Annotated in this window: 23 protein-coding genes; 8 read left to right on the forward strand and 15 right to left on the reverse strand. The window is 64.7% G+C overall.

Features of this window, described 5'->3' with window-relative positions:
- Window positions 1-17: 17 nt before the first annotated feature.
- Window positions 18-938 (forward strand): amino acid ABC transporter substrate-binding protein, encoded by a 921-nt coding sequence (locus tag ABIC09_RS08990; RefSeq protein ID WP_354109043.1) that lies wholly within the window; start codon window positions 18-20, stop codon window positions 936-938.
- A 28-nt stretch (window positions 939-966) separates the two neighbouring features.
- The gene (locus ABIC09_RS08995; RefSeq protein WP_354109044.1) at window positions 967-2,034 is read left to right on the forward strand and encodes a threonine aldolase family protein; all 1,068 of its coding nucleotides are present in this window, start codon (window positions 967-969) and stop codon (window positions 2,032-2,034) included.
- A 139-nt stretch (window positions 2,035-2,173) separates the two neighbouring features.
- Here ABIC09_RS08995 and ABIC09_RS09000 read toward each other — a convergent pair whose 3' ends face one another.
- A complete protein-coding gene (locus ABIC09_RS09000) occupies window positions 2,174-3,424 on the reverse strand; it encodes a NupC/NupG family nucleoside CNT transporter (RefSeq protein ID WP_354109045.1) in 1,251 nt (416 codons plus the stop codon).
- Window positions 3,425-3,580: 156 nt separating this feature from the next.
- On the opposite strand from ABIC09_RS09000, the gene ABIC09_RS09005 reads away from it, so the two are divergent.
- Window positions 3,581-4,819: an MFS transporter gene (locus ABIC09_RS09005; protein ID WP_354109046.1), complete on the forward strand. Its 1,239-nt coding sequence runs from the start codon at window positions 3,581-3,583 to the stop codon at window positions 4,817-4,819.
- A 203-nt stretch (window positions 4,820-5,022) separates the two neighbouring features.
- Here ABIC09_RS09005 and ABIC09_RS09010 read toward each other — a convergent pair whose 3' ends face one another.
- The 5 genes from ABIC09_RS09010 to ABIC09_RS09030 form a co-directional block, all read right to left on the reverse strand.
- The gene (locus ABIC09_RS09010; protein WP_148752841.1) at window positions 5,023-5,781 is read right to left on the reverse strand and encodes an SDR family oxidoreductase; all 759 of its coding nucleotides are present in this window, start codon (window positions 5,779-5,781) and stop codon (window positions 5,023-5,025) included.
- A gap of 24 nt (window positions 5,782-5,805) precedes the next feature.
- Window positions 5,806-6,564, reverse strand: a complete 759-nt coding sequence (locus tag ABIC09_RS09015; RefSeq protein WP_148752842.1) for a proteasome-type protease — start codon at window positions 6,562-6,564, stop codon at window positions 5,806-5,808.
- Between the two features lie 102 nt (window positions 6,565-6,666).
- Window positions 6,667-7,515 (reverse strand): transglutaminase family protein, encoded by an 849-nt coding sequence (locus tag ABIC09_RS09020; RefSeq protein WP_354109047.1) that lies wholly within the window; start codon window positions 7,513-7,515, stop codon window positions 6,667-6,669.
- A gap of 97 nt (window positions 7,516-7,612) precedes the next feature.
- Window positions 7,613-8,557: an alpha-E domain-containing protein gene (locus ABIC09_RS09025; protein WP_148752844.1), complete on the reverse strand. Its 945-nt coding sequence runs from the start codon at window positions 8,555-8,557 to the stop codon at window positions 7,613-7,615.
- A 4-nt stretch (window positions 8,558-8,561) separates the two neighbouring features.
- Window positions 8,562-9,980, reverse strand: coding sequence for a circularly permuted type 2 ATP-grasp protein (locus ABIC09_RS09030; protein ID WP_354109048.1), 1,419 nt, complete (start codon window positions 9,978-9,980; stop codon window positions 8,562-8,564).
- A gap of 276 nt (window positions 9,981-10,256) precedes the next feature.
- Here ABIC09_RS09030 and ABIC09_RS09035 point away from each other — a divergent pair, with 276 nt between their 5' ends.
- From ABIC09_RS09035 to ABIC09_RS09045, 3 genes are all read left to right on the forward strand, one after another.
- Window positions 10,257-10,994, forward strand: a complete 738-nt coding sequence (locus tag ABIC09_RS09035; protein ID WP_148752846.1) for a competence/damage-inducible protein A — start codon at window positions 10,257-10,259, stop codon at window positions 10,992-10,994.
- 37 nt (window positions 10,995-11,031) lie between these two features.
- On the forward strand, window positions 11,032-11,559 hold the full coding sequence (gene gpt, locus ABIC09_RS09040) for a xanthine phosphoribosyltransferase (protein ID WP_187435030.1): 528 nt from the start codon (window positions 11,032-11,034) through the stop codon (window positions 11,557-11,559).
- Between the two features lie 101 nt (window positions 11,560-11,660).
- Window positions 11,661-12,278 (forward strand): hypothetical protein, encoded by a 618-nt coding sequence (locus ABIC09_RS09045; RefSeq protein WP_354033343.1) that lies wholly within the window; start codon window positions 11,661-11,663, stop codon window positions 12,276-12,278.
- Here ABIC09_RS09045 and ABIC09_RS09050 read toward each other — a convergent pair.
- On the reverse strand, window positions 12,275-12,508 hold the full coding sequence (locus ABIC09_RS09050) for a hypothetical protein (protein WP_354109128.1): 234 nt from the start codon (window positions 12,506-12,508) through the stop codon (window positions 12,275-12,277). The two genes, ABIC09_RS09045 and ABIC09_RS09050, sit on opposite strands and share 4 nt — an antisense overlap.
- Window positions 12,508-13,530 carry a methionine synthase gene (locus ABIC09_RS09055; RefSeq protein ID WP_354109049.1) on the reverse strand — a complete coding sequence of 341 codons (1,023 nt, stop codon included), beginning with the start codon at window positions 13,528-13,530 and terminating at the stop codon, window positions 12,508-12,510. Before ABIC09_RS09055 ends, ABIC09_RS09050 begins: the two co-directional genes overlap by 1 nt.
- A gap of 205 nt (window positions 13,531-13,735) precedes the next feature.
- Here ABIC09_RS09055 and ABIC09_RS09060 point away from each other — a divergent pair, with 205 nt between their 5' ends.
- Both ABIC09_RS09060 and ABIC09_RS09065 read left to right on the forward strand, forming a co-directional pair.
- On the forward strand, window positions 13,736-14,344 hold the full coding sequence (locus ABIC09_RS09060) for a 2-hydroxychromene-2-carboxylate isomerase (protein ID WP_148752850.1): 609 nt from the start codon (window positions 13,736-13,738) through the stop codon (window positions 14,342-14,344).
- Window positions 14,344-15,321, forward strand: a complete 978-nt coding sequence (locus ABIC09_RS09065) for an NADPH:quinone oxidoreductase family protein (RefSeq protein ID WP_354109050.1) — start codon at window positions 14,344-14,346, stop codon at window positions 15,319-15,321. The genes ABIC09_RS09060 and ABIC09_RS09065 overlap by 1 nt, the downstream gene beginning before the upstream one ends.
- Before the next feature lie 118 nt (window positions 15,322-15,439).
- Here the strand turns inward: ABIC09_RS09065 and ABIC09_RS09070 are convergent, their stop codons facing one another.
- From ABIC09_RS09070 to ABIC09_RS09100, 7 genes are all read right to left on the reverse strand, one after another.
- On the reverse strand, window positions 15,440-16,330 hold the full coding sequence (locus ABIC09_RS09070; protein ID WP_354109051.1) for a crotonase/enoyl-CoA hydratase family protein: 891 nt from the start codon (window positions 16,328-16,330) through the stop codon (window positions 15,440-15,442).
- Between the two features lie 160 nt (window positions 16,331-16,490).
- On the reverse strand, window positions 16,491-17,912 hold the full coding sequence (locus ABIC09_RS09075) for an amidase (protein ID WP_354109052.1): 1,422 nt from the start codon (window positions 17,910-17,912) through the stop codon (window positions 16,491-16,493).
- A gap of 2 nt (window positions 17,913-17,914) precedes the next feature.
- Window positions 17,915-19,078 (reverse strand): M20 aminoacylase family protein, encoded by a 1,164-nt coding sequence (locus ABIC09_RS09080; protein ID WP_148752854.1) that lies wholly within the window; start codon window positions 19,076-19,078, stop codon window positions 17,915-17,917.
- Window positions 19,079-19,091: 13 nt separating this feature from the next.
- Window positions 19,092-20,597, reverse strand: a complete 1,506-nt coding sequence (locus ABIC09_RS09085) for a M81 family metallopeptidase (RefSeq protein WP_354109053.1) — start codon at window positions 20,595-20,597, stop codon at window positions 19,092-19,094.
- Window positions 20,598-20,810: 213 nt separating this feature from the next.
- Window positions 20,811-22,460 carry an ABC transporter ATP-binding protein gene (locus ABIC09_RS09090; protein ID WP_354109054.1) on the reverse strand — a complete coding sequence of 550 codons (1,650 nt, stop codon included), beginning with the start codon at window positions 22,458-22,460 and terminating at the stop codon, window positions 20,811-20,813.
- Window positions 22,461-22,588: 128 nt separating this feature from the next.
- Window positions 22,589-23,476 (reverse strand): ABC transporter permease, encoded by an 888-nt coding sequence (locus ABIC09_RS09095; RefSeq protein ID WP_148752857.1) that lies wholly within the window; start codon window positions 23,474-23,476, stop codon window positions 22,589-22,591.
- Window positions 23,477-23,494: 18 nt separating this feature from the next.
- Window positions 23,495-24,436: an ABC transporter permease gene (locus ABIC09_RS09100; RefSeq protein WP_354083827.1), complete on the reverse strand. Its 942-nt coding sequence runs from the start codon at window positions 24,434-24,436 to the stop codon at window positions 23,495-23,497.
- Between the last annotated feature and the right edge of the window lie 182 nt (window positions 24,437-24,618).

The following is a 24,618-nucleotide window of genomic DNA, read 5'->3' on the forward strand; positions in this document are numbered from 1 at the left end:
GCCAAGAGAGGGACGACATGAAAGCGACAACGATCAAGGCACTCGCCGCGGCGACCGTCGCTGCAGGTCTTCTTTCCGGCGAGGCCATCGCTCAGGGTGCGGGCAGGCTGGACAAGATCCGTGAGAGCGGCTCGATCACATTGGGGTATCCCGAGACCTCGGTGCCTTTCGCCTATCTCGACGGTAACCAGAAGCCGATCGGCTATACCGTGGAGATCTGCGAACACGTGGTGCAGGCGATGAAGACGGCCCTCAAGCTCCCCAAGCTCGAGATTCGCTATAACCCCATCACCTCGGCGACACGCATTCAGCTGCTCGCCAACGGGACGATCGATCTCGAATGCGGCAACACGACCAATAATGTCGAGCGGCATAAACTTGCCGCCTTTGCTCCCACCACCTTCGTTGCGCAGGTCGTCCTCGTCGCGCGCAGGGATGGTGGGGTCGATGTCAACGACCCCACTTCGTTTCGCGGCAAGGCCATCTCCGCCCAAGCCGGCGGCCAGACTTTCAAGGTGATTACGCTGATCAACGCCAGGAACAATCTCGGCATCACGGTCGTGCCAGCCAAGGACACCGCCGAGACCTTCTTGTTGGTGTCGACGGGCCGGGTGGCCGGCTCAGCCAACGATGACGGTCTCGCTTATGCCACGGTCGCCTCGTCCAGGACGCCGGATGACTACCTGATCGGTAGCAAGGGTCTCGAGATGGCGCCTTACGGTATCGTCGAACCCAAGGACGATCCTGCTTTCAAGAAGGTGGTCGACGACGCCGTGATCGACCTGATGAAGAGCGGACAGGTTGCGGCGCTGTACGACAAATATTTCAATTCACCAATCCCGCCGCATGGCCTCAACCTGAAATTTCCGATGAGCGCCGCCCTCAAGCGGGTGCTGGCTAACCCGACCGATTCCGGCGATCCGGCAGCCTACGAATGACGCGCCAAGCGCTTTAGAGGTTATCGCAATGGCACAACACGACACGAGTCTGGCGGGCGCTGGGTCGCCACCGATCGACCTGCGCAGCGATACGGTCACCAAGCCGACCGATGCGATGTATGCCCGCATGGCCTCGGCGCCGCTCGGTGATGACGGGCTGGATGGCGACCCCACGGTGCAGGAGCTGGAGGCCGTCGCAGCTGCGGCGTTGGGCAAGGACACCGGCCTGTTCGTGCCGAGCTGCACCATGGCCAATCTGTTGGCGACGCTGGCGCAGTCGCAGCGCAGCGAACAGATCGTGCTGGAGGCGAATGCCCATATGTACAGCTCCGAACGAGGGGCGGCGACGTTTACTGGGCAGTTCTACCTCGCCATTGCCGGTAGCGACGGCGCGATGGACCTGAATTTGCTGGAAGACGCCTTGCAGGGCGAAGGGCTCAAGCTCAGGACCGCCCTTGTCGCGATGGAAACCTCGCACAACAACGCAAGCGGCGCCGTGCTGCCGCTGGAGCATATGCAGGCCGTGCACGCCATGGCCTCGGCTCGCGGCGTCCCGGTGCATCTCGACGGCGCGCGGCTCTTCAACGCCGCGGTCGCCCTTGAAACGGTGCCGGCCGAGGTTGCGAGGCATAGCGACACGGTCTCGCTGTGTCTGTCGAAGGGCCTGAGTGCGCCGGCCGGCGCTGTGCTCGCCGGGCCGCGCGCCGTGATCGACCGGAGCCGCAGGTTTCGCCGTATGCTGGGAGGCACGCAGCGCCAGATCGGCATCCTGGCTGCCGCCGGCCTGGAGGCGGTTCAGGTCATGGGTGCGCGTCTGGGCGAGGACCACCGGCGTGCGCGAACCCTGAGTGATGCGCTGAACGCGATCGGTCCAAAGCTCAGCGCGACAATCCCACAGACGAATATCGTGCAGGTCGATGTCTCTCTCTCCGGGCGCGACAGCGCCGCGTGGTCAGGGGCGCTCGAGAAGGCGGGGCTGAAGGCGAGGCCCTGGGGGCGGCATCGCCTGCGCTGTGTGACCCATCGCCATATCGACGACGCCGATATTGATCGCGCGGTCGCGGCATTTCGTACCGTGGCTGCAGTTTTGGCTTAGACTCTCTCCGCCGTCATTGCGAGGAGCCCGCGACAAAATCGCGAAGCGATTTTGCGCTGGTGCGACGAAGCAATCCAGACTATCTCCAAGGATGCATTTCTGGATTGCTTCGCTTCGCTCGCAATGACGGCGGAGAGACCTACGTCAACACCCCCACGATCGCGCCCATCAGACACGTCGTCAGCGTGCCTGACACGATCGACTTCAGTCCGAGCGCATTGATTTCGTCGCGCCGCTCCGGTGCCATGACGCCGAGCCCTCCGATCATGATGCCGAGGCTGGCGAAATTGGCGAAGCCGCACATCGCGTAGAGCATGATCAGGCGCGAGCGCGGATCGAGCGTGCCCGGCGGCAGCTTCGAGAAGTCGACATAGGCGATCAGTTCGTTGAGCACGGTCTTGGTGCCCATCAGGCTGCCGGCGGTGACGGCCTGATCCCAGGGCAGCCCCATCAGCCAGCACACTGGCGCCATCACGAGGCCGAGCAGGCGCTGCAACGAGATTGCGGCGCCGCCGATGTTTGGCAGCAGGCCGAGGATGGCGTTGACGAGGTAGACCAGCGCCACCAGCACCAGCAGCATCGCGACGATGTTGATCAGCAGCTCGATCCCCGCGCCCGTGCCCTTCACGATCGCATCCATCGTGCTGGAGACTTCCATCTCGGGATCTTCCAGCGCGCCGCCGGTGCGCTTGCCGGATGTCTCCGGCACCATGATCAGGCTGACGAGGATCGCGGCCGGTGCGCCCAGCACGGAGGCAATGACGAAATGCGCGGCCGCGTCGGGGATCAGCGGCGCCAGCAGCGTCGCATAGAGCACCAGCACGGTGCCGGCGATGCCCGCCATGCCGCCGGTCATCACCAGGAACAATTCGCTCCGGCTCATCTGTGCCAGGTACGGCCGCACGAACAGCGGCGCCTCGACCATGCCGAGGAAGATGTTGGCGGCGGTCGAGAGCCCGACCGCGCCGCCGACGCCGAGCGTGCGCTCGAGCAGCCAGGCCATGCCGCGCACGATGGGGGGCAGCACGCGCCAATAGAACAGCAGCGTGGTCAGCACGCTCATCACCAGCACGATCGGCAGCGCCTGGAACGCCAGGATGAAATCGGCGCCGGGTGCCTTGAGGTCGAAGGGCAGGGGACCGCCGCCGACATAGCCGAACACGAATGAGGAGCCGGCGCGCGAGGCCGCGGAGATGGCGCCGACCGCGTCATTGATGGCGCCGAAGGCATGCGCCACGACGGGCACCTTCAACAGCACGATCGCGGTGGCGAAGGTCACGACAAGGCCGATCAGCGCCTGGCGCACGGAGACCGCGCGGCGATTCTCCGCCAGTGCGAACGCGATCAGCAGCAATGCGAAAACGCCGAGTGTCGATTGCAGCCGCAGCATGATGTCCCCAAACCCCGATGATTATGGCCGCGCCTGCGTTGCAAACGCAATGCCGGATGGCCCAGGTGCCGCCCGCTGTTGACAAGCAGGCCGGCGTCAGCCACGCGGGGCACCTCGATACCAGGGGCGGACCAGCCGAGCGTGACCGAAGGGGCGATGCCAGAACAGCCAGTTTCAGCCAGTCCGGCGGTCAGCGCCGGTGAGCTCCTCCGCCACCGGGCCTTCCTGTTCTTCCTGCTCTCGCGCAGCCTGTCACGCTTTTCCAGCCAGATCGCCGCCGTCGCAATCGGCTGGCAGATTTACGACCTCACCGGCTCGGCCTTCGACCTCGGCATGGTCGGCCTCGTGCAATTTGCGCCCACCGCGCTGCTCGTCTTTGTCGCCGGCCACGCCGCCGACCGTTTTGAGCGCAAGCGCGTGGTCCAGCTCTGCCAGCTCGTGGAAGCCGCGACCGCGCTTTATCTCGCAGGGATCACCTATCTCGGTGCGGTCAGCGAGGTGCAGATTTTCGTCGCGACCTTCGTGCTTGGCATCGCCGGCGCCTTCGAGAGCCCGACCACGGCGGCGCTCTTGCCGCTGATCGCGCCGCAGGGATCGCTCCAGCGCGCAACGGCAGTCGCAAGTGGCGCAGGGCAGGTCGCGACCATCACGGGGCCGGCGCTCGGCGGCTTTGCCTATGCGATCGCACCGCATCTGGCCTATGCGGTGATGCTGCTGTTCTGGATCCTCGGGATGATTTTGACCGGCTTCATCCAGCCGCGCCCGCAGGCGGTCGCCAAGGAGGGGACGAGCTCGGACAATATCTTTGCCGGCGTCCGCTTCATCCGCAGCAATCCGGCGATCCTCGGCACCATCTCGCTCGACCTGTTCGCCGTGCTGTTCGGCGGCGTCACCGCGCTGCTGCCGATCTACGCCCGCGACATTCTCCAGACCGGCCCGATGGGACTCGGCGTGTTGCGGGCGGCGCCAGCCGTCGGCGCACTGCTGATGACCATGGTGCTGGCGCGCCATGCCATCACGCGGCATGTGGGCCTGCGCATGTTCCAGGCGGTGATCGTGTTCGGGGTCGCCACGATCGTGTTCGCGCTGTCGTCCTGGATGTGGCTGTCGGTGCTGTCGCTCGCGATCCTGGGTGCGGCCGACACCATCAGCGTCGTGATCCGCTTCTCGCTGGTGCAGCTCGCCACCCCCGACGAGATGCGAGGCCGTGTCGGCGCGGTGAATTTCCTCTTCATCAACGCGTCAAACCAGCTCGGCCAGTTCGAGAGCGGCATCACCGCGGCCCTGTTCGGTGCCATGCCCGCGGCGGTGCTCGGCGGCGTCTGCACCGTCGCGGTGGCGCTGCTCTGGATGAAGCTGTTCCCCACCCTGCGGCAGGTGGAAACGCTGGAATAGCGGGCTCGCTCTCTCCCCCGTCATTGCGAGCGCAGCGAAGCAATCCAGAATCTCGCCGCGACGACGGACTGGATTGCTTCGCTGCGCTCGCAATGACGATTGTGGAGACAGCGCGCGGACTTACGCCGCGTCACCCCTGCAGCCGAGCAGCAGTAAGCGTCCTTGGCGCCTACTGTGCATGGGGTTGTTTTCGCGTTTTGAGTTCAGCCACGTCCCACGAACGGCATCTTGGTCGCCATCACCGTCATGGTCAGCACGTTGGCGTCGAGCGGCAGGCCGGCCATGTAGGCGACGGCATCGCCGACCGCTTTCGCATCCATGCGCGGCTCGTGCTTGGTGGTGCCGTCCGGCTGCAGCACGCCCGGGCCGTTGACCATGCGGTCGGTCATGGGCGTGGCGGCATTGCCGATGTCGACCTGGCCGACCGCGATGTCATACATGCGGCCGTCGAGGTTGGAGGCCTTGGTGAGGCCGGTGATGGCGTGCTTGGTCGAGGTGTAGGCCGCCGAGAACGGCCGCGGCGCATGCGCCGAGATCGAGCCGTTGTTGATGATGCGCCCGCCGCGCGGGCTCTGGTCCTTCATGATGCGGAAGGCGTGCTGGGTGCACAGGAACGGGCCGGTGAGGTTGGTGTTCACCACCGCCTGCCACTGCTCGAGGCTGAGGTCCTCGAAGTTGACGGCGGGTGCGCCCATGCCGGCGTTGTTGAACAGCACGTCGAGGCGGCCGCAGGTCGCCTTCACCTTGTCGAACAGCGCGGCGATCGAGTCCGGCTTGGTCATGTCGGCGGTGATGCACAGGCTCTTGCCTGCTGGGCCGAGCTTCGCGGTCTCCTCGAGCATGTCGAGCCGGCGCCCGACCAGCACCACGGTGAAGCCGATGTTCATCAGCGCCAGCGACGCGGCGCGCCCGACGCCGGTGCCCGCACCGGTCACCAATGCGATCTTTTTTGCTTCGCTCATCGTTTCCTGCCTTTTCTTCAGTTGTCAGGTTTTCGGTTCTTTTTCGTTCTTGTAGGGCGGACGCGGAATATTCTGATGCGCCGCGCGCAACGCCGCCGACCAGCGCGAGCGCAGGTCGTGGAAGTAGGGCTCGCCTGCCTCGATGCGATGGTTGAGATCGGCGTCGCATGCATCCGCGCGCACCACCAGCACGTCGATGGGGAGGCCGACGCCGAGGTTCGAGCGCATGGTCGAATCCATCGAGATCAGGCCGGTCTTCAGCGCCTCGTAGAGCTCGACGTCGTAATGCATGGCGCGGTCGAGCACCGGCTTGCCGTATTTGTGCTCGCCGATCTGCAGGTAGGGTGTATCGGTGGTGCACTCGATGAAATTGCCGGCGGTGTAGACCATGAACAGGCGCATGCGCGCACCCTTGATCTGGCCGCCGAACAGGAAGGAGACGTCGAAGGAGACGTCCTCGGATTTCAGCGCCGGCCCTTCGGTCGCGTGCACCGCCCGGATCGCCCGGCCGATGCGCTGGGCGGCCTGGAACATGGTCGGCGCGTTCATCAGCGTCTCGATCTCACCCGTGTCGGGGTCTTCCAGGCCCTCGGTCAGGGTGGAGAGCACCGACTGGCTGATGGCGAGGTTGCCGGCGCTGGCGATCGCCATGATGCGGTCGCCGGGCTTGGAGAAGATATGCAGCTTGCGGAAGGTCGAGACATTGTCGAGGCCGGCATTGGTGCGGGTGTCGGCGATCATGACCAGCCCGTCCCGAACCAGGATTCCACAACAATAGGTCATTTCCAGTCCCCGACGCGTTTTGGCTCAAGCAACAGCTAGTTGCGCGGAATTACTAGCCAATTTCAAAGGGCCGGTCCAATCCCAATGCGCCCCTGAATGAAGCTAGCTCTGCCGCTGCGACTGCGACTGCGATTGGCCGCCGCGGCCGGCCTGCTCGACCTTGACCGCGACCGTCAGCGTCTCCGCGCCGCCGCCATAGCGGGTGCCGCGCACCGGTGCTGCGCCGAGATAATCGAGCCCGATCGCGACGCGGACATGGGCGTCGGTGGTGCAGATGCTGTTGGCGGGATCGAAGCCGACCCAGCCGAGATCGGGAACATAGGCTTCCGCCCAGGCATGGCCGGCGTCCTGATGCACGGTGCCGTCGGAGCGCAGGAAGTGTCCGGAGACGAAGCGCGCCGGCACGCCGCCGGTGCGGGCGCAGGCGATGAAGATATGCGCGTAGTCCTGGCAGACGCCGCGCTTGAGCGTGAACGCCTCGGCCGCCGACGTGCCGCTGTTGGTTGGATCTTCGTCGAAGGTCATGTGGTCGCTGATTTGCGACATCAGCGTGTGCAGGAAGCCGAGCCTGTCGGTCTCGGCCTCGCTGCGCAACTGCCGCGCGACCGCTGACATCGCCGGATTGATAGTAGTGAGATCGGTGGTGCGCAGAAACATGTCGGCGGGAAAGCGCTCGTCGGCGCCGCGCAGCACACCGCCGGTATCGTGGGTCTCGATCAGCCCTTCGGCGGTGATCTTGATGTCGGAGACCGGCCCGCAGGACAGCACATGGGTGACATTGCCGAAGGCGTCCTCATGGATGTCGAGCTTGGTGTCGGTCGAGACGTCGATCTGCCATTCCGCCACATATTGCCCGTCATGACTGCCCGGCGTCATGCGCAGGATCTGGATCACGCTCGTCGCCGGCGGTTCGTAGCGATAGGTCGTGGTATGCAAAATTCGCAGGCGCATGGTGGACCATGGTTTCTATGCGTCATTCCGGGACGATGCGATAGCATCGCTCGAGATTCCGGGTCTGGTCCTTCGGACCATCCCGGAATGACGAAGGTCAGATCAAATACTGCTTCGTGATGATTTCGCCCAGCCTGGAATTGTCGGTGATGAATTCCTGAATGAATTCATGCACGCCATGCTGGAAAATGTCGTTCATGTTGCTGTGTTCCAGCCGGTTGCGGATGCCGCGGGCGTGGCGTTGCGCCGGGCCCTGGCGGCCATAGTCGACGCCAATCTGGTCGAGGTTGCGAACGAGATTGTCGTAGCAGCTGGCAAGCGAGCGCGGCAGCGTGCCGTTGAGAATCAGCAGATCGGCGACCAGCCAAGGTTTCAGCGTCTCGCGGTAGACCCAGTGATAGGCCGTCAGTGCCGACACCGAGCGCAGGATCGAGCTCCACTGATAGAAGTCGAGCGGACCGCCGACGTGCTCCTCTTCGGGCAGCAGCACGTGATACTTGACGTCGAGGATGCGTGCGGTGTTGTCGGCGCGCTCCAGATGCAGGCCGAGGCGCGAGAACCAGTAGGCGTCGTTGCGCAGCATGGTCCGGTAGGCCGAGCCGTCGAAGCGCAGCGAGGTCTCCTGCACGAAGCGCAGGAATTTTGCGAGGTCCTCGCGTGTGGAAGTGCCTTTGCTCCAGACCGCCTGAAGCTCGATCCAGGCCGAGTTGATCGTGTCCCACATCTCGCTGGTCAGCGCCGTGCGCACCGAACGCGAGTTCAGTCGCGCCGCCTCGATGCAGTTCCTGATCGAGGACGGGTTGTCGGCCGAGAACGAAAGGTAGTCGACGACGTTGTGCTCGTTGGCTTCCTCGTGGGTCTGATAGAAGCTTTCCGCGACGCCGGCGGTGAGCAACGCGGAGTCCCACTCGTTGGTCTTGCCGATATAGGCGGCGGGAAGCGCGGTGACGCGTAGGGTCGCATCGATGGTGCGCGCGAGGTATTCGGCCCGTTCGACATAGCGGGCGAGCCAGTAGAGGTTTTCGGCGGTACGCGACAGCATCTCTCTACTCGTCCAAAATCCAGGTGTCTTTGGTGCCGCCGCCCTGGCTCGAATTCACCACGAGCGAGCCTTCCTTCAGCGCAACACGTGTTAGCCCGCCCGGCACGATCGTCGTGCTCTTGCTGCCGGTGAGCACGAAGGGCCGCAGATCGACGTGGCGCGGGGCGAGGCCGGAGGCCGTGCAGGTCGGGCAGGTCGAGAGCGCCAGCGTCGGCTGGGCGATGAAACCTTCTGGTTCGCGCTTGAGCTTCTCGCGGAAGGCTTCGATCGTTGCTTTCGTCGCGGCAGGGCCGATCAGCATGCCGTAGCCGCCGGAGCCGTGCACTTCCTTCACGACGAGCTCGCTCAAATTATCCAGCACGTAGGCGAGATCCTTCGGCTCGCGGCAGCGCCAGGTCTGCACGTTCTTCAGGATCGGATCCTCGCCGAGATAGAATTTCACGATCTCCGGCATGTAGGAGTAGATCGCCTTGTCATCGGCGATGCCGGTGCCGACCGCGTTGGCGAGCGTGATGTTGCCGGCCGCGTAGGCCGACATCAGCCCGGGCACGCCGAGCGCCGAGTCGGGCCGGAAGGTGAGGGGATCGAGGAAATCGTCGTCGACGCGGCGATAGATCACATCGACCCGTTTCACGCCCTCGGTCGTCCGCATGAACACTTCGTTGTTCTTGACGATGAGGTCGCGGCCCTCGACCAGCTCGATGCCGAGCTTGTCGGCGAGGAAGGAGTGCTCGTAATAGGCGGAGTTGTAGACGCCGGGCGTGAGCAGCGCGACCGTCGGCTCGCCTGAGGCACTGTTCGGCGCGACCGAGCGAAGAGCGGAGAGCAGCTCGTCCGGATAGCGCTCGACCGGCGCCACCCTGTGGCGGGCGAACAGATCCGGAAACAACCGCATCATGATCTCGCGGTTTTCCAGCATGTAGGACACGCCGGACGGTGTGCGCGCATTGTCCTCCAGCACGATGAAGTCCTCGGCATCGACCCTGATGATGTCGATGCCGGCAATGTGCACGTAGACGTCGTGCGGCACCTGCTGGCCGTTCATCTCGGGGCGGAAGACCGGGTTCTGGAAGATCAGATCTTCGGGCACGATTTCGGCACGGAGGATGTCGCGGCCGTGATAGATGTCGCGCAGGAACAGGTTGAGCGCGCGCACGCGCTGCTTCAGGCCCTTCTCCAGCAGCGACCATTCCTTGCCGGACATGATGCGCGGGATCACGTCGAAGGGGATCAGGCGCTCGGTGGATTCGGAATCGCCATAGACGGCAAAGGTGATGCCGATGCGGCGGAACAGGAGCTCGGCCTCCTGGCGGCGATATTCGAGCGCCTCGGGAGGCGTCTCCTTGAGCCAGCGCGCCAGCTCCTGATAGGCGGGGCGAAGGTCCCCGCCGGGAATGTTCATTTCGTCAAACGCGACTGCCATAGATCCCGACTTGTCCCCGCAAGGCGTTGCGCCATTTGACAGGTCGTCAGGCCTTGGTGAAGACCGCAACGTCCTGGCCATGCGGCAAGAGTGCATGACTCTGAGGAGGTAGCAAGGGGCGGGCCAGCGCGATAAGCATGGAGAAAGGGCATTTGCCGGATATGGCCGGGAAGGTGCCTGAAAAAATGGCTGAGGACTGCTTATTTCGGCAGCAAAACCGCGTGACTTCAACGCGTTACCCCGGCAAATTCCGTGGGACAGCGAGGGACTTTAGGTATGAGCGAGATCGTCACGGCGGGTATTCTGGTCATCGGGGATGAAATCCTGTCCGGCCGGACCAAGGACAAGAATATCGGCTTCATCGCCGAATACCTGACCAATATCGGCATCGACCTGAAGGAAGTCCGGATTGTTTCCGACGACGAGGACGATATCATTGCCGCGTTGAATGCACTGCGGCATCGTTACAATTACGTATTCACCACCGGCGGCATCGGACCGACCCATGACGACATCACCGCCGACAGCGTCGCCAAGGCCTTTGGCGTGGGCATCGACCACCACCCCGAGGTGGTTGCCCGTTTCCGCGAGCGCTGGAGCGAGCAGGACCTCAACGAGGCCCGCCTGCGCATGGCCCGCATCCCCGACGGCGCCGAGCTGATTCAGAGCGCGACCATCCTCGCCCCCGGCTTCAAGATCGGCAATGTCATCGTGATGGCCGGTGTGCCCTCGATCATGCAGGCGATGATGGACATCGTCTCGCCCAAGCTGAAATCCGGCGTCCGCATGCTGTCCGAATCGGTCCGCGCCAATGCGCGGGAAGGCGACATCGGCAGCCCGCTGCGGGCGATCGCCGCCGCGCACCCCGACACCATCATCGGCAGCTATCCCTTCATGGACGAGGAGCAAAAGCCGAACACCAATCTGGTGGTGCGCTCGCGTGATGCGGATAAGCTGGCATCCGCGATGGCGGCGGTGAAGGAAATGCTGGCGGGGTTGAACATCACCCGGTAGCAAATGAACTGCCGGGAGACGAATGCAGGAGATGATGATGGCTGGTGAAGCACCGGAACTGAGCGCGCAGGAGCGCGCGGGCAAGGCCTTCCCCGTTTCGTGGGACCAGTTCCACCGGGATTGCCGGGCGCTGACCTGGCGGCTCAACGAGGTTGGCCCCTTTCACGCGGTGATCGCGATCACCCGCGGCGGTCTGGTGCCGGCGGCGATCGTGGCGCGCGAGCTTGGGGTACGCGTGATCGATACGGTCTGTATCGCCAGTTACGATCACACCAAGCAGGGCGATCTCCAGGTCCTCAAGGGCATCTCGGATCAGGCGATGAAGCTCGGGGGCGGTACCGGCAAGGGACTCCTGATCGTCGATGACCTCGTCGACACCGGCAAGACCGGCAAGCTGGTGCGCGAGATGCTGCCCGACGCGCATTTCGCCACAGTCTACGCCAAGCCGAAGGGGCGCCCGCTGGTCGACACCTTCATCACGGAAGTCTCGCAGGACACCTGGATCTTCTTTCCCTGGGACACCGCGCTCTCCTACCACCCGCCGCTCCGCGACGGGGCGGCGTAAGTATCGCCGTCATTGCGAGCGAAGCGAAGCAATCCAGACTGCTTCCGCGGAGACATTTCTGGATTGCCTCGCTTCGCTCGCAATGACGGGCGGAGCCAGCCATGCCCCTGCAAAACCGCGTCACGCCGACCGGCGAGATCATCGCCACCACGCATCGCGGGCTGTTCACCGGCAATCGCGGCATCATCCATGATCCCGCGACGAAGACGCTGCTGAAGAAGCGCTGGTCGTCGCCGGCTTGGCTCACCTGCACCTGCGAATTCCGCGGCCGCCGCCGCGAGGTGATGGCGCAGCAGAGCTGGACCGAGCTGTTCTTTCTCGATGAAGCCACCGCGCTCGCCGCCGGGCATCGTCCCTGCTTCTATTGTCGACGCGACGATGCCAATCGCTTCCGCGCCGCGTGGGAGAAGGGCAACCGCGTGCACGACGTCCGCATGCACGACATCGACACGGTGCTGCACCACGAGCGGCTCAATCACGGCAAGAAGCGGCTTCACACTCTGCTGGTGCCGGTCGCTCAGCTTCCCGACGGCGCGATGCTGCAGCAGGGCGACAAGAGTTATTTGATCACGCAGGGCAGGGCGCTGCTGTGGTCGGCTGCCGGTTATGTTGCGGTGGAGCAGCATCCGGACGAAGCAACGCTGCTGACGCCGCCATCGACGCTACGCACGATGAATGCCGGCTTCCGGCCCGTGCTGCATCCGACCGCGTTGCCTTAGCGCAGCGGCTTACCCTCTTCATCCACCGTCGTCCGCGCATCGCGCAGTGCCCATTCGCGGATCACCTGGCGACAGCGGGCGAGCTCGGCCTCGCTCGCCGCATCCGGACCCTTCAAAGCGCGTTCCACCATCGCCTTGCAGATCAGCAGAACGGAGCGGTCCTCCGCATGCGTCGGCGGCGCAAGCGCAGCCAGAGTGGCGGCGACGAGCACAGGTCGGATCACCACCATCACCCGAGCTTGTCGCGCGCGAGCGCGGCGCCGGCGCCGAGCGCCATCAGCTTGGCTTCCGCGATCTCGCGGCGCATCGGCGCCATGCCGCAATTGGTGGTGGCGATGATGTTGCTCTTGGGCACGAACTTCGAGACCGCGTCGATCACCTTGACGACGTCCTCGGCCGTCTCCACCGTATCGCTGGCGACATCGATCACCCCGGCCTGCACGATCTTGTTTTTCAGCAGCGCGAGCAGATCAAGCGGCACTTTGGAATTGCGGCACTCGATCGCAACCTGCTGGATCGGGCTCGCATCGATCGCCGGAAAAATCTGCTCATACTGCCGCCACTGCGCGCCGAGCGTCTCCTTCCAGTCGGTGTTGGCCTTGATGCCGTAACCGTAGCAGATGTGCACGGCGGTGGCGCAGGTGAGCCCCAGCGCGGCGCGCTCCAGCGCCTTGATGCCCCAGTCGTTGACCTCGTCCATGTAGACGTTGAAGGCGGGCTCGTCGAACTGCACGAGATCGACACCGTCGGCTTGCAACGCCTTGGCTTCCTCGTTCAAAAGCTCGGCGAAGGCGAACGCCATTTTCACCCGATCGCCATAGTAACGATCGGCGATGGTGTCGATGATGGTCATCGGGCCGGGCAGGGTGAATTTCAGTTTCTTCCTCGTGTGCGTGCGCGCCACGCGCGCCTCGTCGGCATGGACGCGGCCCTTCAGGCGGAGCGGCGCGACCACCTGCGGCACCATCGCCTTGTAGCGATCTTTCCGGATGCCCATCTCGACCTTGTGGGCGAAATCGATGCCCTCGATCTTCTCCAGAAAACCGTGCACGAAATGCTGCCGGGCCTGCTCGCCCTCGGTGACGATGTCGATCCCGGCGTCCTCCTGGACCTTCACCGCAAGCATCGTCGCGTCGCGCTTGGCGCGTGCAAGCTCGTCACCTTGCGACTTCCAGGGCGCCCAGAGCATGTTGGGCTCGGCGAGCCATTCCGGCTTGGGCAAGGAGCCCGCGATCGTCGTTGGAAACAGCATGGGTCCCTCCCGGCGGGTTGTGATTGCGCCTCTGTCTGCCATGTCTTAACGTCGAGGTACAGAACAACAAAAGTCGCCCCCGCCGTGCGTCATTGCGAGCGCAGCGAAGCAATCCAGAAACTTTCCGCGGCGGCAGTCTGGATTGCTTCGCTGCGCTCGCAATGACGGAGGAGAGAGCGTACCGAATACAAACAAAGGAAACGCCATGATCGAATTCTTCTTCGACTGCTCCAGCCCGTGGACCTATCTCGCCTTCCACAATATCCAGCCGCTGGCCAAGGAGCTAGGCGCCGAGATCATCTGGCGGCCGATCCTGGTCGGCGGCATCTTCAACACCGTCAATCCGAGCGTCTACGCGCAGCGGGAGACGCCGGTGCCGCTAAAGGCGCGCTACATGAAGAAGGACCTTCAGGACTGGGCGCGCTCGACGGGCCTAGCGATCAAGATGCCGCCGACGGTGTTTCCGGTGAACAGCGTCAAGGCGATGCGCGGCTGCATCTGGTTGGGCAAGGCGATGGTGCCGTTCGCAACCGCCTTGTTCGAGACCTATTGGGGCGACGACAAGGACATCTCGCAGGACGCGGTGCTGGCCGAGATCTGCACGAAGGTCGGCGTCGACGAGCAGAAATTCTTTGCTGGCATCTCGGAGCAGGCGATCAAGGACCAGCTCAAAACCAATACGGAAGAGGTCGTCGCGCGCGGCGGGTTCGGTTCGCCGACGATTTTCGTCAACAAGACCGACATGTATTTTGGCAATGATCGCCTGCCGCTGATCCGCGAGGCGCTGCTGCGTAACAAGGCGAGCGCGGCCTGATGGTGCGGGCTGTCGTCTGCCGCGCGCTCGGCGCACCCGAAATGTTGCGGTTGGAAGAGTTTCCCTCGCGCGCCCTGAAGCCGGGCGAGGTTCGGGTCGCGATCCGCGCCGCCGGGTTGAACTTTCCGGATGTACTGATGGCGGCCGGCGAGTACCAGCTCAAGCCCGAGCTGCCGTTCACGCCTGGCATGGAAGCCGCCGGCGACGTGACCGAACTCGGCGCAGAGGTGAAGGGCGTCGCTGTCGGCGACAAGGTCATCGTCAGGATGCGCCACGGTGCCTTCACCGATGAAGCCTTGGTGACGCCGTCGCAACTCACGCCGATGCCCTCGACCTTCGACTATGCGGAAGCGGCGACCTATCTCGCCGGCCACGGTACCGCCTATCACGCGCTGATCGATCGCGGCCGGGTCGAGCCGGGCCAGGTGTTGCTGGTGCATGGCGCCGGCGGTGGCGTCGGTCTCGCGGCGGTGGAGATCGGCAAGATGCTGGGCGCGACCGTGATCGCGACGGCGTCGAGTGACGAGAAGCTGGCGATTGCGAAGTCGCGCGGCGCCGATCATCTCGTGCGCTACGACCGCGAACCGTTTCGCGACGCGGTCAAGCGCATCACCGACGGCCGCGGCGCCGACGTGGTGTTCGACCCCGTCGGCGGCGAGGTGTTTGAGAATTCGATGCGTTGCATCGCCTGGGGGGCGCGGCTGCTGGTCATCGGATTCACCGGGGGCATCGGCTCGGCGAAAACCAATCTGCTGCTGATCAAGGGCGCCAGCGTGCTCGGCGTGCGCGCGGGAGAAGCGGTGCGGAAGAATCCCGCACTTGGCGAGATGCGCCTGAAGGCGCTGCTGCAATGGGCGGAGCAGGGCAAGCTGCGCCCCAACATCTCGCATCGCCTGCCGCTGGAGGATTGCGCCAAGGCAATGCGGCTGCTGATCGACCGCAAGGCGATCGGGCGGGTCGCGCTGGTGATGGAGTGACGTGCCGTGGTGACGGTGCCGTAGGGTGGGCAAAGGCGCTCGTGCGCCGTGCCCACCACCTATCTGCGAGTGAAACGAAATGGTGGGCACGCTTCGCTTTGCCCACCCTACGAGAGCCTCACTTATACTCCGGCTCTGTCCACCACGGAAAATAATCCGGCATATCGCTGGACACCTTGTTCTTGAACTGCGCCGGCCGCTTCTCCAGGAACGACACCACGCCTTCCTTGACGTCGTCCGAGCGGCCGCGGGCGTAGATGCCGCGGCTGTCGACCTTGTGGGCTTCCATGGGATCGTCGGCGCCCATCATGCGCCACATCATCTGGCGGATCAGCGCCACCGACACCGGCGCGGTCTTGGCCGCGAATTCCTTGGCGAGCGCGCGGGCGGTCGGCAGCAGATCATCGGGGGCGACGACCTTGCTGACGAGGCGGCCGGCGAGCGCTTCCTGCGCCGGGAAGACGCGGCCCGAATAGCACCATTCCAGCGCCTGCGAGATGCCGACGATGCGGGGCAGGAACCAGCTCGATGCCGCCTCCGGCACGATGCCGCGCTGGGAGAACACGAAGCCGAAACGCGCGGCGTCCGATGCGATGCGGACGTCCATCGCGAGCTGCATGGTGACGCCGATGCCGACGGCAGGACCGTTCACCGCGGCGATCACGGGCTTCAGGCACTTGAATATGCGCAAGGTCACCTGACCGCCGCCGTCGCGGACCTGCGGATCGCTGTAGTCGACCTTGCCGTCGGCAAAACGCTTCACCGGGCCGCGACGCGCGTCGCGATCAAACGTGTCTGCACCGGACGAAAGGTCCGCGCCCGCGCAAAAGCCGCGGCCTGCGCCGGTGACGATGATGGCGCGGACGTTGTCGTCCTTGTCGGCGGCGTCGAACGCGTCGATCAGCTCGGCTTGCATCTGCGCGTTGAAGGCGTTGAGCTTGTCGGGCCGGTTCAGCGTGATGGTGAGGATCTGCTCGGCGACCTCGTATTTGATCGTCTCATACGCCATGGGTGGTTTCCTTCCCTTGTCTCTTTGACGTTCTCTCTAGCACGTCATTCCGGGGCGCGCGAAGCGCGAAGCCGGAATCCATTTCTCCACACCACTTGTGCGGATGAATGGATTCCGGGCTTGCGCCAAGAGGGCGCAACCCGGAATGACGAGAGTGTGTTTACTCCGCCGGCGGCTTGGGCCAGGGCTTCTGCGCGCCGCGCAGGCTCTCAAACGCCTTGGCCATGCCAAGCACGCCGATATCGTCGAAGCGGCGCCCGACGATCTGCACGCCGATGGGAAAACCCTTGGCGTCGAAGCCGCCATTGATCGAGACCGCCGGGTTCTCCGACATATTCCACGGCACGGTATAGCAGATGTGCTCGAACGGCTTCATCGGATCGTTGGTGGGCGAGGCCCAGTCCGCCGCATAGTTCACATTCGGCGCGGTCGGCGAGATCACGTAATCAATCTCGCAGAACAGCTTTGACGCCGCCGCACGGATCGCCATGGTCTGATTGAAGCCACGGATGACATCGACGCCCGACAACTTTGCGCCGGACTCGCCCCATCTAAAAATATACGGCAGCACCTTTGCCTGTTCGGCCGCCATCAGCTTCGACAGATCGTCCCACATTCGTGCGCGCCAAAAGTTGTCGAGGCCGTCGAGCATCTCGCGCGTGAGGATGCCGTCGACTTCGGTGACGACGCTGCCTGCGGATTCGAACGCCTTTGCGGCCTTCACCGCGACCTCTCGCACGGGCCTCTCCAGCGCCATGCCGGTGCCGGGATCGAGCATCAGGCCGATGCGCAGCTTGCGCGGGGATTTTTCCAGACCCTTCCAGTTGAGCGGCTCGGCGGGCAGGCTCGTGCCGTCGCGCCGGTCGGGCTTTGCGATCACGCTCATCATCAGCGCGCAATCATCGACCGTGCGGGTCATGGGGCCGGCGACGCGGCCGACATAAGCGGGATCGATCGGCACGCGGCCAAAGCTTGGTTTCAACCCGACGAGACCGCACCAGCCCGCGGGCAGGCGCACCGAGCCGCCGATATCGGTGCCGAGATGCAGCGGGCCATAGCCGGCTGCGGCTGCGGCGCCCGCACCGGCGCTGGAGCCGCCGGGATTCTTGGAGAGGTCCCAGGGATTGCGCGCGAGCGCGTGGAAGGAGGAGAGCCCCGAGGACAGCATGCCGTAATCGGGCATGGTGGTCTTCGCGAACATGATTGCGCCGGCCTCACGCAGCCGCGCGGCGGGCGGAGCGTCCTTCTCGGCCGGGACGAGCTTGACACTGGCAGCCCCCAGCGGCACCGGCACTCCCTTGGTCGCGATGTTATCCTTGATCGTCACCGGCACGCCGTCGAGCGCCCCGGAGGGCTCGCCGCCTGACCAGCGCGCGGTCGAGGCCGCGGCCACCTCTCGCGCGCTGTCGGGATCGAATGCATAGAGCGCCCTAAGGTGTGGTTCCCACGCAGCGACATGCGCGAGCACGTCCTCCAGCACCTCGCTCGGCGAGAACTGCTTGGCGCGATAGCCTGCGATCAGATCGACCGCGGAGAGATCGTGCAGCGAGGTGACCGCCTCTTCGACGCCCTTCTTGTGCATCGCTAAACTACCGGCATGCGCGTTTCGATGATCCGGGCGAACATGCTGGCGCCGATCGGCAGGATCTTGTCGTCGAGCACATAGCCGGGATTGTGCACCGGCACGGAGCCCTCATGCCCGACCCAGAAATAGGCGCCCGGAATGGTCTGCAGCATGTCGGCAAAGTCCTCGCTGCCCATCTTCGGCTGGCTGCGGGTGATCACCTTGGCAGGATCGACGATGGTGCGCGCAACGTCCTCGACCACCTTGGACTGCTCGACCTGGTTGACCAGCACACCAAAGGTGTCGCGGATGTCGACGTCGATCTCGCACTGATAGGCGCTGGCGATGCCGGCGCAGATCGTGCGGACGCGTTGGCTGATCAGGGCGCGGACTTCATCCGAGAAGGTGCGGATGGTGCCGCAAAGATGCGCTTCGCCGGGAATGACATTGTAGGCGGAGCCGGCATGGATCTGCGTGATGGACACCACGGCGGCCTGGAGCGGCTCGACATTGCGGCTGACGATGGTCTGGATCGCCTGCGCCAGCGTGGTCGCGATGATCACCGCGTCCTTGGAGCGCTCCGGCATTGCGCCATGCGCGCCATAGCCGGTGATGCGGAGATCGAAGAAGTCGGCGCCGGCCATCGCCGGGCCGGGCAGGATCGCAATCTCGCCGAGATTGAGGTCGGGCGCGTTGTGCAGGCCGTAGAGCTCGTCGCAGGGGAATTTCTCGAACAGGCCGTCCTTGATCATGGCGCGGGCGCCGCCGAGGCCTTCCTCGGCCGGCTGGAAGATCAGGTGCACGGTGCCGTCGAAGTTCCTCGTTTCCGCGAGGTAGCGCGCGGTGCCGAGCAGCATGGTGGTGTGGCCGTCATGGCCGCAGCCGTGGAAGCGGCCGGGGATTTTCGAGCTCCATTTCAGATTGGTGTTCTCTTCCATCGGCAGCGCGTCCATATCGGCGCGCAAGCCGATGCGCTTGCCGCTCGCGCCCTTGCCCTTGATGACGCCGATCACGCCGGTGCCGCCGAGGCCGCGATGCACCTCGATGCCCCAGCCCTTCAGCTTGTCGGCGACGATGCCGGAGGTGCGGACCTCCTCGAAGCCGATCTCGGGATGGGCGTGGAGGTCGCGGCGGATGGCGGTGAGTTCGTCGGCATAGCCGTCGATGCGGTCAATGGTGGGCATGTGTCCTGTCCGGTTAGCGTGATGGGGGCGTGAAAACGGGGCCGTTCGGCTTGATGCGGATACCCGGCCGCAGGCGCGTCCAGGGCAGCGAGGCGGTATCGGCCGGCATCGCGCCGGGCGCGGCGCAGATCATCAGCTTTTCCGCGATCGGCTCGAAATCGGCGCGGAAATGCACCGAGCTCTTGTTGACCAGAATCTTCTCCGCCGTCGGCTCGATGCCGACATAGCGGTACATCGCCTGATCGGCGAGCTGCGCCTTGTGCGAGGAGACGACGACACGGACATCGCCGATGCGCAAGGCCGCGGAGGGGCCCATCTCCATCTCGCGGCCGCCATAATAGGGGCCGGGCGCGATGAAGCGGCCGTCGGAGAGCTTTTCGACGACAAAGGTCTCGGTATAGGGCTCGTCGCCGGGAATGCCGGACTTGCCGCCGAGCGCGAGCGTGATGGTGGCGCCGACGCCGGCCGCATGCGCGGCCTTGGCCGACGCCGGATCGTAGATCGCGCCGGTCGCGGCGCTCGCCTTGTTGCGCACCAGCGCGCGCAGCATGCCGGTGGTGTCGGAATCGCCGCCGGCGCCGGGATTGTCCTGAGTATCGGCGATGATGATCGGCTTGCTCGCGCTCTTCGAAAGCTCCATGGCGTGGCGGACGCCATCATCAGGCGACCAGATCTTGCCGTCGAAATCGTTCTCGTGGCTTTCGATCAGCTTGGCGATCGTATCCGCTGCACGGTCGGCATCTCCTTGCGTCTTGCCATAGGCGAACACGCTCGGCCCGCAATCGCAGAAATCGGCCGCCGGGAAGCCCGGCGCGAAAGAGAGCGTCGGAACCGCGTCGCTCTCGAGCGCGGCGAGCTTTTCATAGATGCCCTTGGTGGGAAAGTCGTTGGTGCATTGCCAGCTGATCGCGATCAGGAAGGGCAATTGGCGGAACGACTTTGCAAAGGGCTGCTTGGTCTTCAGCAGCAATGCGAGGTGCCTTGCAGAGGCGCGGCCGGTCTCGGCCATGTCGACATGCGGATAGGTGCGGTAGGCAATCAGCGCGTCCGCATGCTCCATCATCTCGGGCGTGACGTTGGCGTGGAGGTCGAGGCTCGCGACCAGCGGAATGTCTTTGCCGATGACGCGGCGCACGCGCGCCAGAATCTCGCCTTCGCCGTCGTCGAGATGCTCGGTGACCATCGCGCCATGCAGATCGAGATAGACCGCGTCGATCGGGCCCGCGGCCGCGATGCCGTCGACCATCACCTTCACGATGCGCTCGAAGGCGTCCTTGGTGACATGCGCCGAGGGGCTTGCACCACAGGCGATCGTCGGAACGAGTTCCCAGCCATTGGCCTCAGTGCTGTCGACGAAGCCGGCAAGGCCGACATTGATGCGCCGCATCACCTTCAGCACGTCGGCACCTTCCGTCATCGCCGGCCAGCCGCCGCCATGCTGGAAGTCAGCGAACGTCGCCTTCGTCGGAGCGAAGGTGTTGGTCTCGTGCAGGAAGCCGCCGACGGCGATACGTGTCATCAATGCAAGTCCAGCGATTGAAAGTTCGCGACGTTAGCCTTGGCGCTCAGGCGAGGGCAAGGTGGGAAGCCCATGTCGCCGCGCATGGCTTTAAGTCATTTTCGAATGCTGGTGATCGCTCCCGTCATTGCGAGCGAAGCGAAGCAATCCAGAATCTTTCCGTTGCGGCAGTCTGGATTGCTTCGCTCCGCTCGCAATGACGGAGTATGTGGATCAAGCCGTCGCCGCCACACCGTCCGACACCGGCCGGAAATTCGCAAAATCCCAGCCGCGGCCCGGCGCTGCTTCGAGCAAGGCCCGCGTGTAGGCCTCCTGCGGATGCGTCAGCACCGCGCCGGCCGGGCCCTGCTCGACGACGCGGCCGTGCTGCATCACCACGACCTCGTCGCAGATTTGGGCGGCGACGCGCAGATCGTGGGTGATGAACAGGATGGCGATGCCGAGCCGCTTCTGGATCTCGTGCAGGAGTTCCAGCACCTGCGCCTGCACGGACACGTCGAGCGCGGAGACGGCTTCGTCCGCGACCAGCACATCGGGATCGAGTGCGAGCGCGCGCGCAATGGCGATACGCTGGCGCTGGCCGCCGGAGAACTGGTGCGGATAACGCGACACCGCGTCGGCCGGCAGGCCGACCAGCTCGAGCAGCTCGCGGGCGCGCTTCATGGCATCGGCATGCGAGACGCCGTAATTGATCGGGCCTTCCGCGATGCTCTCGCCGACGGTGACACGCGGGTTGAGCGAGCGGTAGGGATCCTGGAACACGATCTGGATCTTCTGCCGGTGCGGCTGCAGCAGGCGGCGCGAGATGTCGGAGATCTCGCGGCCGGCCAGCCGCACGCCGCCGGAGGTCGGATCGATCAGGCGCACGATGCAGCGCGCGACCGTCGACTTGCCCGAGCCGCTTTCGCCGACGATGCCGAGCGTGCGGCCCTTGCGCAGGGTGAGCGTCACCTTGTCGGCGGCAACGACCTCGCGGCCTTTGCCGAAGAACGCGCGCTCTTTATAGACCTTGCTGAGCTCGTTGGCCTCCAGCACCACCGGTTCCTTGGTCTCGGGCCGTGCTGCCCGGGGCACCAGGCTCGGCACCGCAGAGAGCAGGTTGCGGGTGTACTCCATGGTCGGATTGCGCAGCACGGTGTCGAGCGGGCCGGTTTCAACCAGACGCCCCTGCCGCATCACCGCGACGCGGTCCGCGATCTCGGCGACCACGCCCATGTCGTGGGTAATGAACAGCACGGCGGTGCCGTGATCGCGCTGGAGGTCACGGATCAGGGTCAAGATCTGCTTCTGCGTGGTGACGTCAAGCGCGGTGGTCGGCTCGTCGGCAATCAGCAGCTTCGGCTCCAGCACCAGCGCCATCGCGATCATGATGCGCTGGCGCTGGCCACCGGAGAGGCGGTGCGGGTAGGAGGCGAAGATGCGCTCGACCTGGGGCAGGCGCACCTGCTCCATCATGTCGAGGATCCGCTTCTTGCGTGCCCTGGCATCGAGATCGGTGTGGGCGCGCAAGACTTCGTCGATCTGGCGGCCGACGGGCACGACCGGATTGAGCGCGGTCATCGGCTCCTGGAAAATCATCGCCATCTGCGTCGCGCGCAGCTGGCGCAGGCGGCGGTCGGTCGCGGTGAGGATCTCCTCGCCGACCAGCTTGACGCTGCCGCTGGTCGGAACCAGCGTGCCCTTCGGCAGCAGGCCCATCGTGGTGAGCGAGGTCACCGACTTGCCCGAGCCGCTTTCGCCGACGAGGCACAGCGTCTCGCCCTGGTGCACCTGGACCGAGATGCCGTCGATGATCTTGGGCCCGCCCGGCTTCTTGCCGACGGAGACGACGAGGTTGTTGATGTCGAGAATGGGGTTGGTCATCAGGTCACTCCGTCGTCATTGCGAGGAGCGAAGCGACGAAGCAATCCAGAAATCTTTCCGCGGAGGCAGACTGGATTGCTTCGCTTCGCTCGCAATGACGGAACAAGGGGCACGGCTGGCGAGACAAATCACTTGCCCTCCCGCTGCTTCATGCGGGGATCGAGTGCGTCGCGGGCGGCGTCGCCGATCAGATTGATGCTGAGGATGGCGATCGAGAGCAGCAGGCCCGGCCAGAAGATCAGCGTCGGCTTGAGCTGAAAATACTGGCGGCCCTCGGCCATGATGTTGCCCCAGGTCGGCGTCTCCGGCGAGATGCCGGCGCCGAGGAAGGAGAGGATGGCCTCGGTGAGGATGGCGGAGGCGCAGACATAGGTGCCCTGGACGATCAGCGGCGCGATCGTGTTCGGCATCAGATGCCGCCACATGATTTTTGGCAGCGACGAGCCGACCGAGATCGCCGCTTCGACATAAGGCTCTTCGCGCGCCGACAGCACCACCGAGCGCACCAGGCGCGCCACGCGCGGGATCTCGGGAATGGTGATCGCGATCAGCACGGTCCAGATGCTGGCGCCGGACAGCGAAACCACGGCGATGGCGAGCAAGATGCTCGGCATCGCCATCAGGCCGTCCATGACGCGCATCAGGACGGAATCGATCAGCTTGAAGAAGCCGGAGACAAGACCGATCGCAAGGCCAATGACGATCGAGAGGATCGCCGAGCCGATGCCGATCAGAAGCGAGATTCGGCCGCCATAGATGACGCGCGACAGCAGGTCGCGGCCGTAGGCGTCGGTGCCGAGCAGGAATTGCGCCGAGGAGGGCTTCAGCCGCAGTGACGGTGCAAGCTGGATCGGATCATGCGGCGCGATCAGCGGCGCCAGGACCGAGATTAGCACGATCAGCGCGAGCAACACCGTCGCCGTGGCGATGATCGGTGTCGAGGTGAGGAAGCCGAAACGCGGCCGCAGCGGCGACGTGATCGGAATGGATGACTGGGGAAGGGTATCGACTGACATTTTGTTGTTGTCCTAGCCTCAGTACCGGATCCGGGGATCGAGCAGCGTGTAGGCGACGTCGATCAGGAGATTGACGACGACGTAGATCAGCGAGGTCAGCAGGATCATCGCCTGGATCACCGGATAGTCGCGCGCCAGCACCGCATCGACGGTGAGGCGGCCGATGCCTGGGATGTTGAACACGCTCTCGGTCACGACGACGCCGGAGATCAGTAGCGCGAAGCCGGTACCGATCACGGTGATCACGGGCACAGCGGCGTTGCGCAGCGCGTGCCGCATCATCACCGCGACCTCGTTGATGCCCTTGGCGCGTGCCGTTCGCACGTAATCTTCGCCGAGCACATCGAGCATCGCCGCGCGCGTCATGCGCGCGATCAGCGCGATGTAGATGAAGGAGAGCGCGCAGGTCGGCAGGATGATGCGCTCGAAGAAGGCGCCGAAGCCGGTCGAGATGCTCTTGAAGCCCTGCACCGGCACCCAGCGCAGGTCGATCGCAAAGACCTCGATCAGGACATAGCCGACCACGAACACCGGCACCGAGAAGCCGAGCACGGAGAGGCCCATCACGAAACGGTCGATCCAGGTGCCGTGCTTCCAGGCCGCGATCACCCCCAAGGGCACGGCGACGATGACGGCGAGGATGATGGTCGACAGCGCGATCGAGATCGACGGCTCGACGCGCTGGCCGATCATCTTCATGACCGGCAGGTTGGAGATCAGCGACGTGCCGAGATCGCCGTGCAAGAGCTTGCCGACCCAGGTGATGAACTGCACGATCAGCGGCTCGTTGAGGCCGAGCGAGGCGCGAATCCGCTCCAGCCGCTCCGGCGTCGCATTGTCGCCGGCGAGGATCGCGGCCGGGTCGCCGGGCGTCAGCCGCAGCAACAGGAACACGAACAGCGCGACGACGCCCATCACGGGCACCGCAGCCAGAACGCGGCGAATGAGATAACCTAGCATGAACCTATCTCCGGCTGCGGAACTTGCGACGCCCAGAGGGCACCCGTGGATTCGATCGTGTCTATCATGCGTGCCTGTCGTTCGGGCTGGAAAAGCCGGCCGGAGAACCGTCGTCTCGGGGCAAATTGTGTGCCAAGGGCAGGGCGGTCGCAAGAGGCCGCCCCGCATCGGTTTTGCGACCA

The sequence above is a fragment of the Bradyrhizobium sp. S3.12.5 genome (assembly GCF_040548225.1).
Classification (GTDB): Bacteria; Pseudomonadota; Alphaproteobacteria; order Rhizobiales; family Xanthobacteraceae; genus Bradyrhizobium; species Bradyrhizobium cytisi.